The organism is Formosa sp. L2A11, assembly GCF_009796865.1.
GTDB lineage: Bacteria > Bacteroidota > Bacteroidia > Flavobacteriales > Flavobacteriaceae > Formosa.
In genome coordinates, this window is the sequence record NZ_CP047028.1 from 1,035,061 (window position 1) to 1,051,305 (window position 16,245).

Annotated in this window: 10 protein-coding genes; 4 read left to right on the plus strand and 6 right to left on the minus strand. The window is 31.9% G+C overall.

Annotated features, from left to right (window positions below):
* Positions 1-96: 96 nt before the first annotated feature.
* The gene (locus tag GQR95_RS04575; protein ID WP_159022042.1) at positions 97-3,309 is read right to left on the minus strand and encodes a T9SS type A sorting domain-containing protein; all 3,213 of its coding nucleotides are present in this window, start codon (positions 3,307-3,309) and stop codon (positions 97-99) included.
* Positions 3,310-3,879: 570 nt separating this feature from the next.
* Complete coding sequence (locus GQR95_RS04580) at positions 3,880-7,179, minus strand: T9SS type A sorting domain-containing protein (RefSeq protein ID WP_159022043.1); 3,300 nt, start codon at positions 7,177-7,179, stop codon at positions 3,880-3,882.
* 359 nt (positions 7,180-7,538) lie between these two features.
* On the opposite strand from GQR95_RS04580, the gene trpS reads away from it, so the two are divergent.
* Together trpS and GQR95_RS04590 are read left to right on the plus strand one after the other, a co-directional pair.
* Entirely contained in the window at positions 7,539-8,507 is a 969-nt protein-coding gene (gene trpS, locus GQR95_RS04585) for a tryptophan--tRNA ligase (protein ID WP_159022044.1), read from the plus strand.
* 64 nt (positions 8,508-8,571) lie between these two features.
* Complete coding sequence (locus GQR95_RS04590; RefSeq protein ID WP_159022045.1) at positions 8,572-10,029, plus strand: hypothetical protein; 1,458 nt, start codon at positions 8,572-8,574, stop codon at positions 10,027-10,029.
* A gap of 3 nt (positions 10,030-10,032) precedes the next feature.
* Here the strand turns inward: GQR95_RS04590 and dprA are convergent, their stop codons facing one another.
* Positions 10,033-11,133 (minus strand): DNA-processing protein DprA, encoded by a 1,101-nt coding sequence (dprA, locus tag GQR95_RS04595; protein WP_159022046.1) that lies wholly within the window; start codon positions 11,131-11,133, stop codon positions 10,033-10,035.
* 160 nt (positions 11,134-11,293) lie between these two features.
* Between dprA and GQR95_RS04600 the strand changes: the two genes are divergently transcribed.
* Both GQR95_RS04600 and GQR95_RS04605 read left to right on the plus strand, forming a co-directional pair.
* Complete coding sequence (locus tag GQR95_RS04600; protein ID WP_159022047.1) at positions 11,294-12,232, plus strand: SPOR domain-containing protein; 939 nt, start codon at positions 11,294-11,296, stop codon at positions 12,230-12,232.
* A gap of 127 nt (positions 12,233-12,359) precedes the next feature.
* On the plus strand, positions 12,360-12,878 hold the full coding sequence (locus GQR95_RS04605; RefSeq protein WP_159022048.1) for an acyl-CoA thioesterase: 519 nt from the start codon (positions 12,360-12,362) through the stop codon (positions 12,876-12,878).
* A gap of 3 nt (positions 12,879-12,881) precedes the next feature.
* Here GQR95_RS04605 and GQR95_RS04610 read toward each other — a convergent pair whose 3' ends face one another.
* From GQR95_RS04610 to GQR95_RS04620, 3 genes are read right to left on the minus strand one after another with little or no spacing between them, the layout of a single operon-like run.
* Positions 12,882-14,111, minus strand: a complete 1,230-nt coding sequence (locus tag GQR95_RS04610; RefSeq protein ID WP_159022049.1) for a murein hydrolase activator EnvC — start codon at positions 14,109-14,111, stop codon at positions 12,882-12,884.
* Positions 14,108-14,878: a DUF4292 domain-containing protein gene (locus tag GQR95_RS04615; protein ID WP_159022050.1), complete on the minus strand. Its 771-nt coding sequence runs from the start codon at positions 14,876-14,878 to the stop codon at positions 14,108-14,110. Before GQR95_RS04615 ends, GQR95_RS04610 begins: the two co-directional genes overlap by 4 nt.
* Positions 14,878-16,230: a tetratricopeptide repeat protein gene (locus tag GQR95_RS04620; protein ID WP_159022051.1), complete on the minus strand. Its 1,353-nt coding sequence runs from the start codon at positions 16,228-16,230 to the stop codon at positions 14,878-14,880. The genes GQR95_RS04615 and GQR95_RS04620 overlap by 1 nt, the downstream gene beginning before the upstream one ends.
* Positions 16,231-16,245: the final 15 nt, after the last annotated feature.

Here is a 16,245-nt window from a genome sequence, read left to right on the forward strand (position 1 = left end):
GCACAAAAATATTTTGTGTATCTATTTTAACATGTATTCTAAAATTAAAAAACCTCTGCAAGCAGAGGTTTTTTTTATAGATTTTAATTAAGAATTTTAATTTATAACTTTTTTGGTAACAACAATATCTCCTTCTAAAACTACAGATGTAAGGTAAACACCTTTAGAGAATTTAAAGCTTTCACTAAACTCGCTACTTTGATTGCTTGGTTTGTAATCTATTAATAATTTTCCGCTAACATCATACACTCTAACTTCTTCAATGTTATTAAATGTTTTTACATTTAATACGTCATCTTTAATATATACAAATGTGTTATTTGAAATTGAATCGTCTATAGACAAAGTACTATCACTACTCTCGGTGTACACTAGAACAAAACGATCTTTAGTTTCTCCTGAAACTGCTGTAAAACTATAAGGAGAGTCTCTTAAATCATGTTCAACATCTAAATACATATCTTTTAAATAAATTCCCTGTTCGTCGTCTACAAATTTACTTCCCTCAAGATTACCTATACCTATTTTATAAGTTCCAATATCTAGAACATCTATACCTAAAGGCACCATATCTGAACTTAAGAAAGGTAATGGACGACCTTGAATTACCATTTTATTGTCTGAGATTAATGAGTATATCTGAAAATCATCATTGTTTACATACGCATCATAAAGTCTGTCTTTTTCCAAAGTAGCACCATCTGAATAACCAACTAAAGTGCTTTTAGACTCATTCTCGGCATTAATTAAATTTAGCCAAACCAATTGCTTCTCTAAAGATGATGCAATCGTATCTGATTCTGAAGTTGTTCTAAAAAAGTCTGAATTATCATAATTCTCTTCTGAAGTTTTATCATCATCTTCTATAGTATAATAACGCATATCGTTTGTAAACTCGACACTTAGATCTGATGTTCTTCTATTTAATTTTACAAAAAAGCCTTGTCCAGAAGCAATGTTTCCATCGAAATCTACACCAGAGGGAACGGATCCTATCCTATTATAAACCAAATAATCATCTGCATTATAATTTACTCCAAAATCTTCATAAAAATCACTAGATAATTCACTTGACAATACAGTTTCATGCATCCATAAACTTACACTCCCTTCAATATTTGTATTGGCTGTTAAAAATGTATCTGCATGCAAAGCAGAAGGGTAAGGATTACCTATTAAGTTAAAGTTTCTGTCCTCTACATCATCCGGTTGTGGAGTAGATGATTTTTGAACAGCTATACTTATATCTGCATTATTAGGTGTTCCTAAAAAGCTTGTTGTAAAATCGGTTGCACTAGGTACTCTAGCGATATAGCCTTTTCCTGCAATCATAATTTCACTAGTAACACTTATCCAATCTCCAGTTGTTCCATTTGCATTCGCTTCAGTAGGATCCCATTCATATATTCGTGAATTTGGAATATTAGAAACATCAAAATCTGAAACAGGAGAAGACCAATATACATAATCGTAAGCATGTAAATTATCGGCTAGACGCTCTACATTTATATCGCCTGAATTTATATTACCATCTTCATCATTAATTTGTACTAAACTTGCATTATTTTCTAAAGTAAATGTTCCTGCGGCAACTGCAGGAGCTATATTACCGTCATCAAGCACATAACTTGCCTCATATGGTTCTACTGTTATTTCATTATAAAGGGTAAGTGTTTTTCCAGAAGGAATAACAACATCATTCCCTGCTTTAACAGTACAATCACAACCAAATAGGTCTACATTTTCGTTATAATCTTCAGAAAAAATTAAACTTTTATCTTCATCATTTACAGTAAAGCCTAAATCAGTATACACTTGATCGTAATTCCATGAAGTCCCATCCCAATAGGTAGGCACGCCCCCCTCAGACAATGTAGTAGGCGCAATAACAGTCCCATAACCATTAGAGACTTCTAATTTATAAACTCCTAAATCATCTGTATCTACACTATTAACAGTATACGTATTTGTAGTTGCTCCAGAAATTTCGACATCATCTTTATACCATTGATAGTTTAAGTCTTCTATAGGATCTCCTGTTGCTGTACCACCAATATTTGCATTCACTTTTAAAACGATATCTCTTGTACTAGGAAGACGACACACATATCTTGACAAAGGATACGAATCTACCACGGGGGCTCTTGAAACGAAAGCAGATGCATTGTAAGCTAAGAAAGCCATATCTGCAGTTCCACCAGCAGCTAAATTAATTTTATAAAGCTCGTCTATATTTTCTGTTGTAATATCAAAATCATTAAAATGTAACGCAAATAACTTTAAACCTCTAGTATTATCTGGTGTTTGCCCTCTTACAGTTGGTACCGCATCTTCATAACTTACACCATTAGTTACACTAAACAAGTCCATGCGCCACTCTGCAAGATTATTGGCCGTTTCATGAATATATAGCCTTATAGGCCTTCCTACAACATTCCCTCTTTCATCTTGGTAATAATAAATATCATATCCATTAGCTGCCGCTATTTGTGTAATAATTAAGTCAGGAACAATATCTCCAATAGCATTAGGCTCTCCATCTGGACTGTTAAACTCTATACTTATATTACTATTAAAATTTGTAACACCTGTTCCTAAATCCAATCCATTTTTACCATCTGTAATCATTTCTAAGATCTTTAAATCTTTAATGTCTTGGGAAGTAATCGTTGTACCTTCATTAACTTCACCATCAAGTAAATCTCCAACTTCTATAAAGTTGGATGAATTTGTTACCCCTATCACACCACTAGTAGAATAGGCTTGAAATGTTTGTGCTTGAAAAGCTATCCCTTTGGCCGTAAGTAAATCATCGTCTACACCTGTAGAATACGTGACACCATTATAAGTAAACGCTAAAAGTTCATGCCTGTCGTTTGGCCAAGTGTTTTGATCGCTTGCACTATAATCACCTGATCGCCAATACCCATTTCCATTATAGTCCCAATTGGTAAATATTTCTGTTATCTGGTCAAAATAGGAACTATCATTTGTATTTGTAGTGTCACTCCTTTTATTTTTATACCCTATATAATCTATAGTTGTATCGACCCCAGAGACATAAGTAACCCCTGTCATTGAAAGTGCATTATTTAAAGAATTGCCTGTGCCTGTCTTAGTAACTTTTAGAGAAATTTCATTGGGACTTACTAATGTGACATCTGTAATACTAATATTATTTATAGATATACTATTCTTAATTGTATTATTAAAACCTGTACCAAAAATGGTGATTTTTGTTTGAGAAGTAACCCTTGTTGGGTAAATATCTGTAACTGTTTGAGAGAACAATGATGTAGTGATTAACATCAAAATAAGGGGTAATATTCTTTTTAAGACAAAAAGATTACCATGGGGAGAAGTAATTTTTTTCAAGATATTGACAGTAAATAATTAATAAAATTTAGAAAATTTTACTACTAACATACAATATTTTAAAAAATAAAAAATAAAAAAAGTTTACAAAATTATTTAATATTAGTAGAACGCTTTTCCTTTATACAAAAAAAACACCTCTAATACCTGTAAATCAAAACTTAACAGATGTTTAAAAACTCATTCACTCAATAGCCTTTTTTATATAAAAATTTATATTCTAACAGCTTAACTGGTAGAAAACAATATTTTATTGGAGATACACCTCAAAAAAAAAGCATTTGAGAAGAGGCCATGAAAAACACAGTACACAACATGCTTTTAAATTGAATAATCATTTTAGGTTGATTAATCTTTCTTTCCATAAATAGAATGTTTAAATAAATATCTAAAAGTTTCATTTTTATGTATTAGAAACTTTTAGATATTTATGGTTAATTAATAGCAAATAATATTTTTAGTTTATATCTAAACGTTATAAATTTCTATTTTTTGGGAAGGGAATTAGTTTATTAGTTTCTTTGTTACAGTATTACCATCTTCTAATGAAATAGACACAATATATCCTCCTCTTGAAAAAGAGAAAGGAGCACTAAACTCTGTTGTATTATTAGCAGAATTATAGTTTATAACTTGTTTACCTGTTAAATCGAACACTTGAATTGCATTAATCGTTTTAGACGATTTTACATATAATGTTCCATTTTTTATATAGGTAAATGTATTCTCAACTAAAGCATCATCTACAGCCAAGGTACTCTCGTTACTCGCCGTATATACTAAAACAAAACGATCTTTAGTTTCTCCTGAAACAGCTGTAAAACTATAAGGCGAATCTCTTAAATCATGTTCAATATTTAAATACGTATCTTTTAAATAAATTTCTTGATCAGCCTCTACAAATTTACTTCCCTTAAGATTATCTATACCTATTTTATACGTTCCATTATCCGGAACATCTATACCTAACGGTACCATATCTGAATTTAAGAAAGGTAATGGACGTCCTTGAATTACCATTTTATCGTCTGATATTAATGAGTATATCTGAAAATCATCAGTGTTTATATAGGCATCATAAAGTCTATCTTTTTTCAAAGTAGCACCATTTGCATATCCTACTAAAGTACTTTTAGATTCATTCTTTTCATTTATCAAATTTAACCAAATCAATTGTTTCTCTGAAGATGCTGTATCTGATTCTGAAGTTGTTCTAAAAAAGTCTGAATTATCGTAATCATTTTCTGAAGCATCATAACGCATATCGTTAGTAAAATCGACATTAAGATCTGTTGCATCACTATCTACTTTTACAAAAAAGCCTTGCCCTGAAGCAATGTTTCCATCGAAATCTACACCTGAAGGAACAGAACCTATACCATTATATACTAAATAATCGTCTTCACTATAATTTATTCCAAAATCTTCATAAAAATCACTAGCATTATCTTTTGATAATACTATTCCGTGCATCCATAAACTTACACTTCCTTCAATATTAGTATTGGCTTCTAAAAATGAATCAGCACTTAAAGCAGAAGGATATGGATTACCTATTAAATTAAAGTTTTTTTCATCGTCGCTCACTTCTGTACCTGTAGATTTCTGTACAGCAATACTTATATCTGCATTATTTGGTGTTCCTACAAAGCTTGTAGTAAAATCGGAAGCACTAGGTACACGAGCGATATAACCTTTACCTGCAACCATTGTTTCACTAGTAACACTTATCCAATTTCCAGATGAACCATTAGCATTTCCATCTGTAGGATCCCACTTGTACATTCTTGAATTTGGAATATTAGAGATATTAAAATCTGAAACAGGAGAAGACCAATATACATAATCGTAAGTATGTAAATCGTCGGCTAAACGCTTCATTGTAATATCTCCCGAATTTATATTGCCGTCTTCATCATTAATCTGTACTAAACTCGCATTGTTTTCTAAAGTAAATGTTCCTGCAGCAACTGCGGGAGCAGTATTACCATCTTCAAGCGTATAACTTGCTTCATAGGGCTCTACTGTTATTTCATTATAAAGGGTAAGTGTTTTTTTAGAAGGAATAACAACATCATTCCCTGCTTTTACGGTACAGTCGCAACCTACAAGATCTGTATCTTCATTGTAATCATTATAAAAAATTAAACTTTTATCTTGATCGTTTATAGTTATACCTGCCTCATCATATAGACTTGAAATACTCCAAGAAGTCCCATCCCAGGAAGCAGGTGTTCCCCCTTGCGACAAAGTAACAGGCACTGTTATTGAGCCAAACTCGTTAGATACTCTTACGTTATAGGTCGCTAAATCTGATTCTTCAACGTTATCTATAGTAAGAGAAGCATCTGTATCTGATAAATCTTCGTTATATTTTTTCCATTGGTAATGCAATGCTTCATCTGTGCTAGCAGTACTTCCAGAAAACCCTCCATCTACCTCAGCAGAAACTGTAAAAGTAATGTCTGTATCACTAGGTAATCTACACACATATCTAGGCAATAAAACATCGGCGGTAGGCGCTTTTATATCAAAAGCACTTTTATTATATGCTAGAAAAGATAAATCACATTTTCCTCCTGCCATTAAATTAATATTATTTACATTCCCTATGTACGAATCTGTATCATTAGAATCATCTGTAATATCAAAATCAGACAACTCAAGACCAACCATTCTTAGTGGTCTAGTAGCATCATCTCCTAATTTTTTTTGCACAGGGGTAGAAGTCGCAAAAGACTCTTCTTTCATGCTGTAAAAATCTACATACCAAGTTGTTAATAACGATGCCCCAGGAGTTTTTTCATCATATATAATTAATTTAATGGGTCTTCCTACAACATTTCCATCTTCGTCTGCATAATAATAAACATCATAACCATTTGTACCTCCTGGTTGTGCAATTTGTGTTATTAATAAATCTGGCGTACTATCTGTTACAGCTCCCACTAATCCATTACCACTAAAAAATTTGATACTTGAATTTTGATTAAAGTTTGCAATACCTGTACCTAAATCCAGACCATTTACTCCATCTGTAATTACATCGTAGGCTGTAAGTCCCTTTATAAAATTGGAAGTTATGGTTGAACCTTCACTTTTTTCTCCATCTACATAATCTGCAGTACCAATATAGTTATCTGAACCCGCGTCCCCTTCAACTCCATTTGTAGAATATGCTTTAAACGTTTGTTCTACATACTGAGCAGGATCTGATATGTTTATTTCTCCTGACAGATTAGATTTTAACATGTCATTATCTACACCTGTAGAATACACAATACCATTATATTTAAAACCTAATAAATCATTACTATTATCTAAACGTACAGAAGAAGTAGATCTCCAAAACACAGGCGTACTATTTAAAACCTTGAGTTTAGAATAAATTTCTGTAATTTTTGTTACTGCATTTGTACCTCCTGAATTTTTTAAAACTCGAGTTCTAGGAGCAATATAATCTATATAAAAACTAGTAGCTGTGCCATCTATTTTTAAGTTCCCAGTAACATCATTTGTTGTTGTTGTTGTAGCTGAGTTTTTCGTAATTTCAAAACTCATTTCTGTAGAGCTTACAAAAGTCGTACTAGAAGTACTTATGTCATTACCTTTAATAGAAAATTCAGTTGACGATGTAAACCCTGTCCCTATAACTGTAATTTTTGTTTGGTACGTTACTCGCGTTGGAGATACACTTGTTACCGATTGACCAAAAAATTGAGTAGTAATAAATAGTAATAAAAGAAACGGTATTATTTTTTTAAAGGGCGTACAAAATTGCACGAGAGAAGTAATGTTTTTCATAAGTAGAATAGTTAAGTCTTCTAGCTATAATTAACCTCACATACTGCTAGCATACAGTAGTAAGAAAAAATTAAATACTAACTTTGATACAAAATTAAGAAGTAGAATAATTGTAACAAAAAATTCAGACCATATGCACATTAATTCCTATGAACGGTTAAAAAAACACTACAAAAGGACTGAGCCTCTGATTTTTACCGTAACACAAAGTAAGTTTTTGCTTACAATAAAAATACAACTATAATTTAGCATTCTATTTAAATAGCTTATTTTGAAAAAAAATGAAATGGTCTGTAACAATTAATTTATACTTTTTTATATAAAAAAAGTACCTTTACCTTTCAATAATTATAATTATAATGGCAAGAATTTTAACAGGTGTACAAAGTACAGGAACACCACATTTAGGAAATTTATTAGGAGCAATTATTCCTGCAATAGAAATGTCTGAAATAGATGCTAACGAATCGTATTTATTTATAGCAGATATGCATTCGCTAACTCAAATTAAAGATGCAGAAACACTTAGACACAATACCTATTGTGTTGCCGCGACTTGGCTTGCCTTTGGATTAGATATTGAAAAAGTAGTATTTTACAGACAAAGTGATATTCCTGAAACAACAGAATTAAGCTGGTATTTAAGCTGTTTTTTTCCATACCAACGTTTAACTTTAGCTCATGGTTTTAAAGATAAAGCCGACAGATTGGATGATGTAAACGCAGGGTTATTTACATATCCAATGCTAATGGCTGCAGATATTTTATTATACGATGCAGAAATTATTCCTGTTGGAAAAGATCAATTACAACATATTGAGATGACACGTGATGTTGCATCTCGTTTTCATGCTAAAATGGGAGAAACATTTGTAATACCCGAAGGAAAAATTCTAGAAAACGGTATTTTAATCCCTGGTACAGATGGCGCTAAAATGAGTAAAAGTAAAAATAACCTTATTAATATTTTTCAAAGCGATAAAAAATTACGCAAGCAAGTAATGAGTATTCAAACAGATAGTACTGCTCTCGAAGAACCAAAAGATTGGAGTACATGTAATTGTTTTGCTATTTATAGCTTATTAGCTTCAGAAGAACAAATAGCAACCATGAAAGCTAATTATGAAAACGGAAATTATGGTTACGGGCATGCAAAACAAGCGCTTTTTGAATTAATTGTAGAGCGTTATGCGACCCAACGCGAACGTTTTGACTACTACATTAACAACCTAGAAGAAATAGATAAAGCCTTAGCTGTTGGTGCAGAAAAAGCTAAAAAAGTAGCACAGAGCACTTTAGCTCGTGTTCGTAAAAAAGTAGGATATTAAGAAGCTAACACAATAAAAAAATTGTATTTTTAATTTATATTGTTTTCTTCCTAAATTATAATATATGCTTCGCTTTAAACCACTATTTTTTTTATGCCTTTTTGTGGGTATTCATTTTGGATACGCACAAGAAGGCTTAAATTTTTCAGTTAATAATCAATTATATCTTAAAGGAAATTCTGCACTAATAGGAAATAATATTGTTAGTGAAGATGATGTTGAACCTTTTGACGACAGATCTACTTTTAACGATAAAATTAAAATGCAGTTTATAGATGTAGACAACGATAAATCTACATTTAGTTCCAGTCAGGCTGTATTAACACTTCCAAAAAACTCAAAAAAAATAGCTTACGCAGCGCTATATTGGAGCGCTGTTTACAAATACGATAAAGGCGTAAAACGTACATTAAATAATCAAATTATTTACAAAGGGAACGATGAACGCACGCTAGATGTTAACAACATATTATTTAAAACTCCAAAAGGTGAATACACCCCAATTAAAGGTTTAAATGTATATGATAGTTATTTAAATTCCACATTCAACGATTCGAAACCCTATGTGTGCTATGCAGATATTACCGAAATACTTCAAAATACAGATACGCTAGACGGAAACTACACCGTAGCAAATATTAAAGCGACAGAAGGCTATATTTCTGGAGGTTGCTCTGGTGGTTGGTTAATGTATGTTATTTATGAAAACCCCGACGAAAAACCTAAATATTTTACGACCTACAATGGTTTTATAGAAGTTAATAAGAAACCCGTAGATATTACTTTTGCCGATTTTAAAACAGATGAACAAGGCGATATAAAAACAGCGCTCTCCATAGGAACTTTAGAAGGAGACAGTAAATTAAAAACAGATATGTGTACCGTTTTCGACTATAACAAAAACAAATATGTACCATTATCTACGCCTTTAAGACCTGAAAACAATTTCTTTAATAGCACCATAACTATAGATAATAAATATTTTAAAGATCGGACTCCAAATAGCATGAATACTTTAGGTTTCGACTTAGTAAAAATGACACTTCCTAACAAAAACAACAACATTCTATCTAATAACAGTTCTGAATTAACTATTAAATTAAAAACAAAAGCAGATCGTTTTTTCTTGTTTTTTGTCGCTTTTGAAACTGAAATTAGTCCGATTTATTTAGAAAATAAAAACGACGATTATTATATGACGGTAGATATTGACACCTATGCATTACCACAAAATGAAGATGTTCTTAAAATAGAGAAATTAAAAACAATCTCAATCCCCAATTTAGAACCAGGATATTACCTTGTAACCAATGTATTTTCCGTAGAAAGCAATGCCGAAAATTGGAAACAGTTTTTAAGAGAAAAAGGACACACTCCAAGATCTTATAAGAACCCTAAAAATAATTGGGATTATATTTATTTAGAAATGAGCGAAGACCCTAATGTAGTCTACCTAAAACAACGTGAGTTATCGCGACTGGATTATTTTGAAGATATATGGGTTTTAAAAATTAATATGTAACCTTTATATTAATTCGAATAATTTCCCTGGCAACGGACGAATAACACCTTTTAATTCCATATTTAACAACACACTGGCCGTTTTAAAAATAGGTAAACCACACTCTATTGCAATAGTATCTAATATTTGTTTATCTGCCGTTTTTAAAAAATTAAAAATTAGCTGTTCCTGATTATCCAACTCTACAAACAGTTGTTTTTGTATCACTTTTTGTTTTGCTTCTAACTGCCAATTCAACATATACGCAACATCTAAAGGCGTAGATAACAGCTGTGCTTTTTGTTGTTTTATTAAATTATTGCACCCAATACTTAACCTATCTGTTGGCCTACCAGGCACAGCAAAAACATCTCGACTATAGCTATTTGCAATATCTGCAGTTACTAAACTTCCGCCACGCTCGGCAGACTCTATTACAATTGTTGCAGAACTTACCCCTGCGATAATACGGTTACGTTTTAAAAAGTTATTCCTATCAAACACGGAAGAGCTCCAAAAATCGGTAAGAAAACCACCATGTTTATCAACATCTGCAACATATTTTTTATGCACTTTAGGATAGGTCTGATTCAAACCATGGGCTAAACATCCTATAGTTTGTAAACCATTTTTCATGGCCGCTTTATGCGCAGTTATATCTGTACCATAAGCAAACCCAGAAACAATAACTGGATTAAAAGGAGCGAGTTCTTCAATTAGTTTTTCACAAAAAGCAATGCCGCTCGTGGTAATTTTACGAGTACCAACAATACTAATTATACGCTTAGATTCTAAATCTATAGCACCAGATTGAAACAATAGAATTGGGCCATCTATACAATGTTTTAATTTTTCAGGATAATTAGCAGCTTTAAAATACAAACAATTAATCGCGTGTTCTTTAATAAACTCCAACTCAAGTTCTGCTGCTTTTAAATGCGTACTTAAACCTAACCCCTTTAATCTTAAGGTTCCAATACCATCAATTTTAGCTAGCACATGCTTTTTTTCTTTAAAAACAGCTTCTGCAGATCCACAATGTGCTATTAATTTTTTAGCACCTACATCTCCAATATTAGAAACATGTTGTAATGCTAAAACATATAAAATTTCATCTTCAGTCATAGTCCTATAAAACCAAATTCAATTAAAAAAGAATATTTTTAATCATTTTACTAAATTTAAACAATTGATTTTTAACACACAAGAAACTTTTTGCTTTGGTGTTAATAAAAAGTTATACACCATATTATGAACACATAAAATTTTAATTAACTTTGCATTTATGCAATTAGAAAACTACATAAGCGACCTTTTATACAGATACGAATGTGTTATCGTTCCTGAGTTTGGAGCGTTTTTAACACAACGTGTTTCTGCTAAGATAAATACAAGCACAAATACTTTTTATCCGCCTAAAAAAGCGATTTCTTTTAACGAACAAATTCAACAAAATGATGGACTTTTAGCTCATTATATTGCTGATGTAGAAAAAATTCCTTTCGAAATTGCACTAGAAAAGATAAAAAAATGTGTTGGTTCTATTAAATCTCAATTGGTTGAAAAGGAAACTATTTCTTTAGAAAACATTGGGTCTTTAACACTAAATGAAGAAGGCAAGGTCACATTCGAACCTTTTAATCATTTAAACTATTTAACAGATGCATTTGGATTAAACCAAATGGTTTCTCCTGCTATTTCTAGAATTGAATATAAACGCGAAATAGAATCTATAGAGAAAGTAATACCGCTTGCAATTACACCAGAACGTCGTAAATCAAGACCATATTTACGCTATGCTGCTGTAGCTGTTTTAGCTTTAGGTATTAGTAGTTTTATTGGTTCTAAATATTATGTAAATAAGGTTGAAAGTCACAACCAAATTGCACAAGAATCTGCGAACACTCAATTAGAACATAAAATTCAAGAAGCAACTTTTGTTATTGAAAACCCATTACCTGCAGTAAAATTAATAGTTACTAAACCTGTGGGATCTTACCACATTGTAGCTGGAGCTTTTCGCGTAGAAGAAAACTGCGATAGGATTGTTTCAAACCTAAAAGCTGAAGGTTTTAATGCAAGAAAAATTGGCGTAAACAAATACGGATTACATCAAGTGATTTACGATAGCTATGAAAGTAGAGAAAAAGCTTATGAAGCTTTAAATGAAATCAGAAAAAACGGTAATCCAGATGCTTGGATGCTTGTAAAAAACTTAGACTAAAACACATTTTAAAATTATATAAAGCGTTATAAGTATTTCTTATAACGCTTTTTTTTATAGAGGTAAAATCTAAATTTATATTTGGAAGTCACCCCTCACTTTGTACCTTTAACTCAAATAAATTTCTATGGAACCAAAAACAGCAGAAGCTACTAAAACAACATTAACAGATCTTGTATTACCAAGCGAGACAAATCCCTTAAACAATATGTTTGGAGGAGAATTACTAGCGCGTATGGATCGTGCCGCAAGTATTGCAGCGCGTCGTCATTCAAGACGATTTGTAGTTACCGCCTCTGTAAACCATGTTGCTTTTAACCATGCAATACCATTAGGTAGTGTTGTAATTGTTGAAGCTAAAGTTTCTAGAGCCTTTAAGAGCTCTATGGAAGTGTACATAGATGTTTGGACAGAAGACAGAGAATCTGGGCTTAAAACAAAGGCAAACATTGCCATTTACACATTTGTTGCTGTTAATGACAGCGGAAGACCAATTCCTGTTCCAGAACTTATTCCTGAAACTGAATTAGAAAAAGAACGCTACGAGGCTGCCTTACGCCGTAAACAATTAAGCTTGATATTAGCAGGCAGAATGAAGCCTAATGAAGCAACAGAATTAAAAGCGCTCTTTTTAAAAGACGAATAACACTTACATTTTATAAAGCCACAACGAAGGATTTTGCGTTGTACTTTCCTTAAAAATACTAAAACTTAATGTAGTATCTCCAGTAGAGCTATTGGTAAATACCTGACCTATAGCTTGACTGGTTACTACTTTATCGCCTTTCTTAACATACACTTTAGATAAGTTTTTATAAGCTGTAAAATAGTTACCATGCTGAACTAATACGGTTGGATTCCCTTTTTTCTGAACAATTATAGCATACACTTCGCCATTAAATACAGCACGAACTTCTGCTCCTGGACTTGTTGCAATACGCACACCATTACTATGTATTGTAGCCGATTTAACAATTGGGTGAGGCTGATTTCCATAACGTAATGTAACCACTCCTTTTTGTACTGGCCAAGGTAATTTTCCTTTATTAGCAACAAAACTAGCCGCTAGACTTTTAGCTTCAGGTGTTAAAGCAAAACCTTTAGCTGTTGTACTTTTTCCTGCTTTTTTATTAGATTTTGCAATAGCTTCGCGAATTAATTTCTCGATTTCACGATCAATTTTATTTGCTTCTTGTTGCTTTTGTTTAATTTGAGATGAATACGTTTTTAAATCCTTCTGAATAGAAGCCATTAAAGTACGTTGCTGTCTGCGCTCTAACTCCAACTGTCCTTGCGCTATACTATTGTCTTTTATTAACTCCTGCTTATCTGCTTTTTGTTTTAGCAAGTTTGCATTTGCAACTTTTAAATCTTCAGTTTTAATTTTAATACTTGCAGCTTGCTCTTTTTGGTAAGTTGTATATTGCGTAATGTACTGTAAACGCTTATATGCTTGCTGAAAATTGGAAGACGATAATAAAAACATAACACGACTTTGCTCACTCCTACTCTTATAAGAATGCACAATCATCTGGGCATAATCCTTCTTTAAATTTTCTAAATCCTCACGAAGTTGAGTAATCTCACGCTGATTTACTCCTATTTCGCGTGTTAGTAAATTAGCCTGTTGGTTAGTAACTTTAATTAAATTACTACGCACATTAATTTTATGATTTAAATCTTGAATTAATGATAATTGCGATTTCTCTTTCGATTTATTTTTGAACAACATGCTGTTTATTTGCTCAATCTCATTACGCAATTCTTGTCGGCGATTTTCCAACTCCTGTTGCTTTTTACTTTGGGCAAATACAGAAACACTGCTTAATAAACAGATAAAAATAACAACTAATGTATATGGGAACCGTGCTTTAATCATTTAAGTTCTATAGCTTCAAAACCTGAAGGAATTTTAAAAGGGAAATTTAATTTTTCGTTCAAAGATACAGATTTGAATTGCAAATCTATAATAGTTTCGCTTCTAGCTTCAACTGCATTTATTTTTATTTGCTTTGGAATAATCTGTTTTTTAACTTCCTGATATTTTATGTAGTCTATTTGCAGTATGCGTTGATCCTTTGGTTGAGATAATTGCTGAGACATAATTTTAAAATATGCTGGATTTATAATGTAAAACAACTCAAATAATGGCTTTTGTGCTTCTGGCTGCACTAAATATGATTCCTCGTAAACTGAAGATTCATATTCATCTGCTTTTAAACTGAAAAGAGCTTCTCCTAGCAACAAATTCTGAACTTTATTAAAGTCTAATTCTGTTCCTAAAAAGTCACTTAATAATTTATAATCTCCTTCAAAAAAAGTATTATCTAGTTTATTATAAAAACGAACTTTATCTGGAGTAATTAACAATCTTGCGGCAGAAAAAGGACCGTTTAACCATATGGTTTTATCTTTTTCTATCCTTAAATTTATGGCTACAGATTTAGAATTATCACCTTGAGAATAGACAGCTTTTACTTTTGCAGAAAGTGTTTTAAAGTTAGCTTCTTGCCTAGAATTTTCTTTAATTAATTGTTTTGTGTTTAATGTTAAGTTGGTATCGGTTTCCGTTAATGTTTTAGCCGATTTACACCCAACAGTTACCATTAAAACTCCGACTATTACAATGCGTAGTAGATGTTTCATTACTTTGAATTTTCAATTTTATTTGCTTTATCAGTAAAGCGTTTTGCTTCTTTAGGCTGATTTAAACCCAAATAAGATTTAGCGATTTGGTAATAAAAATCACTCTCTAGTGCAGTATTATCTATTATATAATCTAAGCCCATATCTAACTGCTCTATGGCTTCTTTAAACCTATTCGTTTTATTTAAAGACAAACCTGCCATTAAATACAATTCGGGCTGAGATGGATATTTAATTAAAGCGTCTTCTACTTTTTTATAAGCTACATCAAATTGTTCTAGATCAATATAAATTACAATTATATTTCTTGTAATACCATAATTTTCACCTTCCAATTGGAGCGCTTCAGAGTAATAATCTATTGCTTTTTGCTTGTCTCCTTTTGTTAAATAATATTGTGCTAATTCTACAAGTGTTTTTCCGTCTTTAGAATCTCCTACCATTGCAGAAACAGCGACAAGTTCCTCTTCGTATTCTGGATGTTTTCTAACAAATTTCACAAAATCTGCAAGCACTAATACTTTTGCTTCTGCTTTTATTTGTGGACTTTTCATGGCAATTTCCATAGATTTAATAGCTTTTTCAGGCTCATTATTATCTAAGTAAAATTTATATAATGCCAAATGTACTAATTGAGAATTCGGATTAATTTCTAACAATTTCTTAGCCGTATCGAAAGCTTTATCGGTATCTCCGCTCTCACTATAACGATAAATTAAAGCCAGATAATTAGACTCTTCATCTGGATTATTTTCTACACGTTCTTCAAGATTTTCTATTTGCTCTTTCTTTTGTCCTGTCGCATCATAAATCTGATTTCTTAAAAAATCACGTCTTGAAGACAGTCCAAACTCTGCATCTAAATCGTCTAAAACTTTAAGTGCCTCATCGTAATCTTTGGTACGCACAAACAAAGCCGCTAAATCTTCCTTATAATCCGGATGATATTTAACCAACTGTTTAAGCGTTTTTATAGCCTTATCGTAATCATTCTGTTTAGCATAAACATCGTAAAGCTCGTCTAAATACCACTCGTTATCTGGTTCTAATTTTACTGCCTTTTTTAAAGCAATTTCTGCTTCACCAAAATTTTTGAGTTTATTATAGTTTTTGCCCATTTCAAAATAGAGCACAGACTGCGTATCATCTATAGCTATACATTTCTGAAGCGCTTCTACAGACCGGTTATAGTTTTCTATACCTTTTTGCTTTAATGCTTCGAAAAATAATTCCTGAAATTGATCGTCTAAATCCTCCGTGGGTATTGTAGCAGAATTAACTTGAGCATGAGATGTCATGGAAACTAAAAATAGCCCCAAAAAACCAAACGTAATAATGGTTCTAAATCTCATGCTCATGTTATGTAT

Excerpts from the sequence above, each read along its gene's own strand:
- GQR95_RS04605 (WP_159022048.1), top strand. The coding sequence starts at position 12,360 with ATGGAACCAAAAACAGCAGAAGCTACTAAAACAACATTAACAGATCTT.
- GQR95_RS04600 (WP_159022047.1), top strand. The coding sequence starts at position 11,294 with ATGCAATTAGAAAACTACATAAGCGACCTTTTATACAGATACGAATGT.
- GQR95_RS04615 (WP_159022050.1), bottom strand. The coding sequence starts at position 14,878 with ATGAAACATCTACTACGCATTGTAATAGTCGGAGTTTTAATGGTAACT.
- trpS (WP_159022044.1), top strand. The coding sequence starts at position 7,539 with ATGGCAAGAATTTTAACAGGTGTACAAAGTACAGGAACACCACATTTA.
- dprA (WP_159022046.1), bottom strand. The coding sequence starts at position 11,133 with ATGACTGAAGATGAAATTTTATATGTTTTAGCATTACAACATGTTTCT.
- GQR95_RS04580 (WP_159022043.1), bottom strand. The coding sequence starts at position 7,179 with ATGAAAAACATTACTTCTCTCGTGCAATTTTGTACGCCCTTTAAAAAA.
- GQR95_RS04575 (WP_159022042.1), bottom strand. The coding sequence starts at position 3,309 with ATGTTAATCACTACATCATTGTTCTCTCAAACAGTTACAGATATTTAC.
- GQR95_RS04590 (WP_159022045.1), top strand. The coding sequence starts at position 8,572 with ATGCTTCGCTTTAAACCACTATTTTTTTTATGCCTTTTTGTGGGTATT.
- GQR95_RS04620 (WP_159022051.1), bottom strand. The coding sequence starts at position 16,230 with ATGAGATTTAGAACCATTATTACGTTTGGTTTTTTGGGGCTATTTTTA.
- GQR95_RS04610 (WP_159022049.1), bottom strand. The coding sequence starts at position 14,111 with ATGATTAAAGCACGGTTCCCATATACATTAGTTGTTATTTTTATCTGT.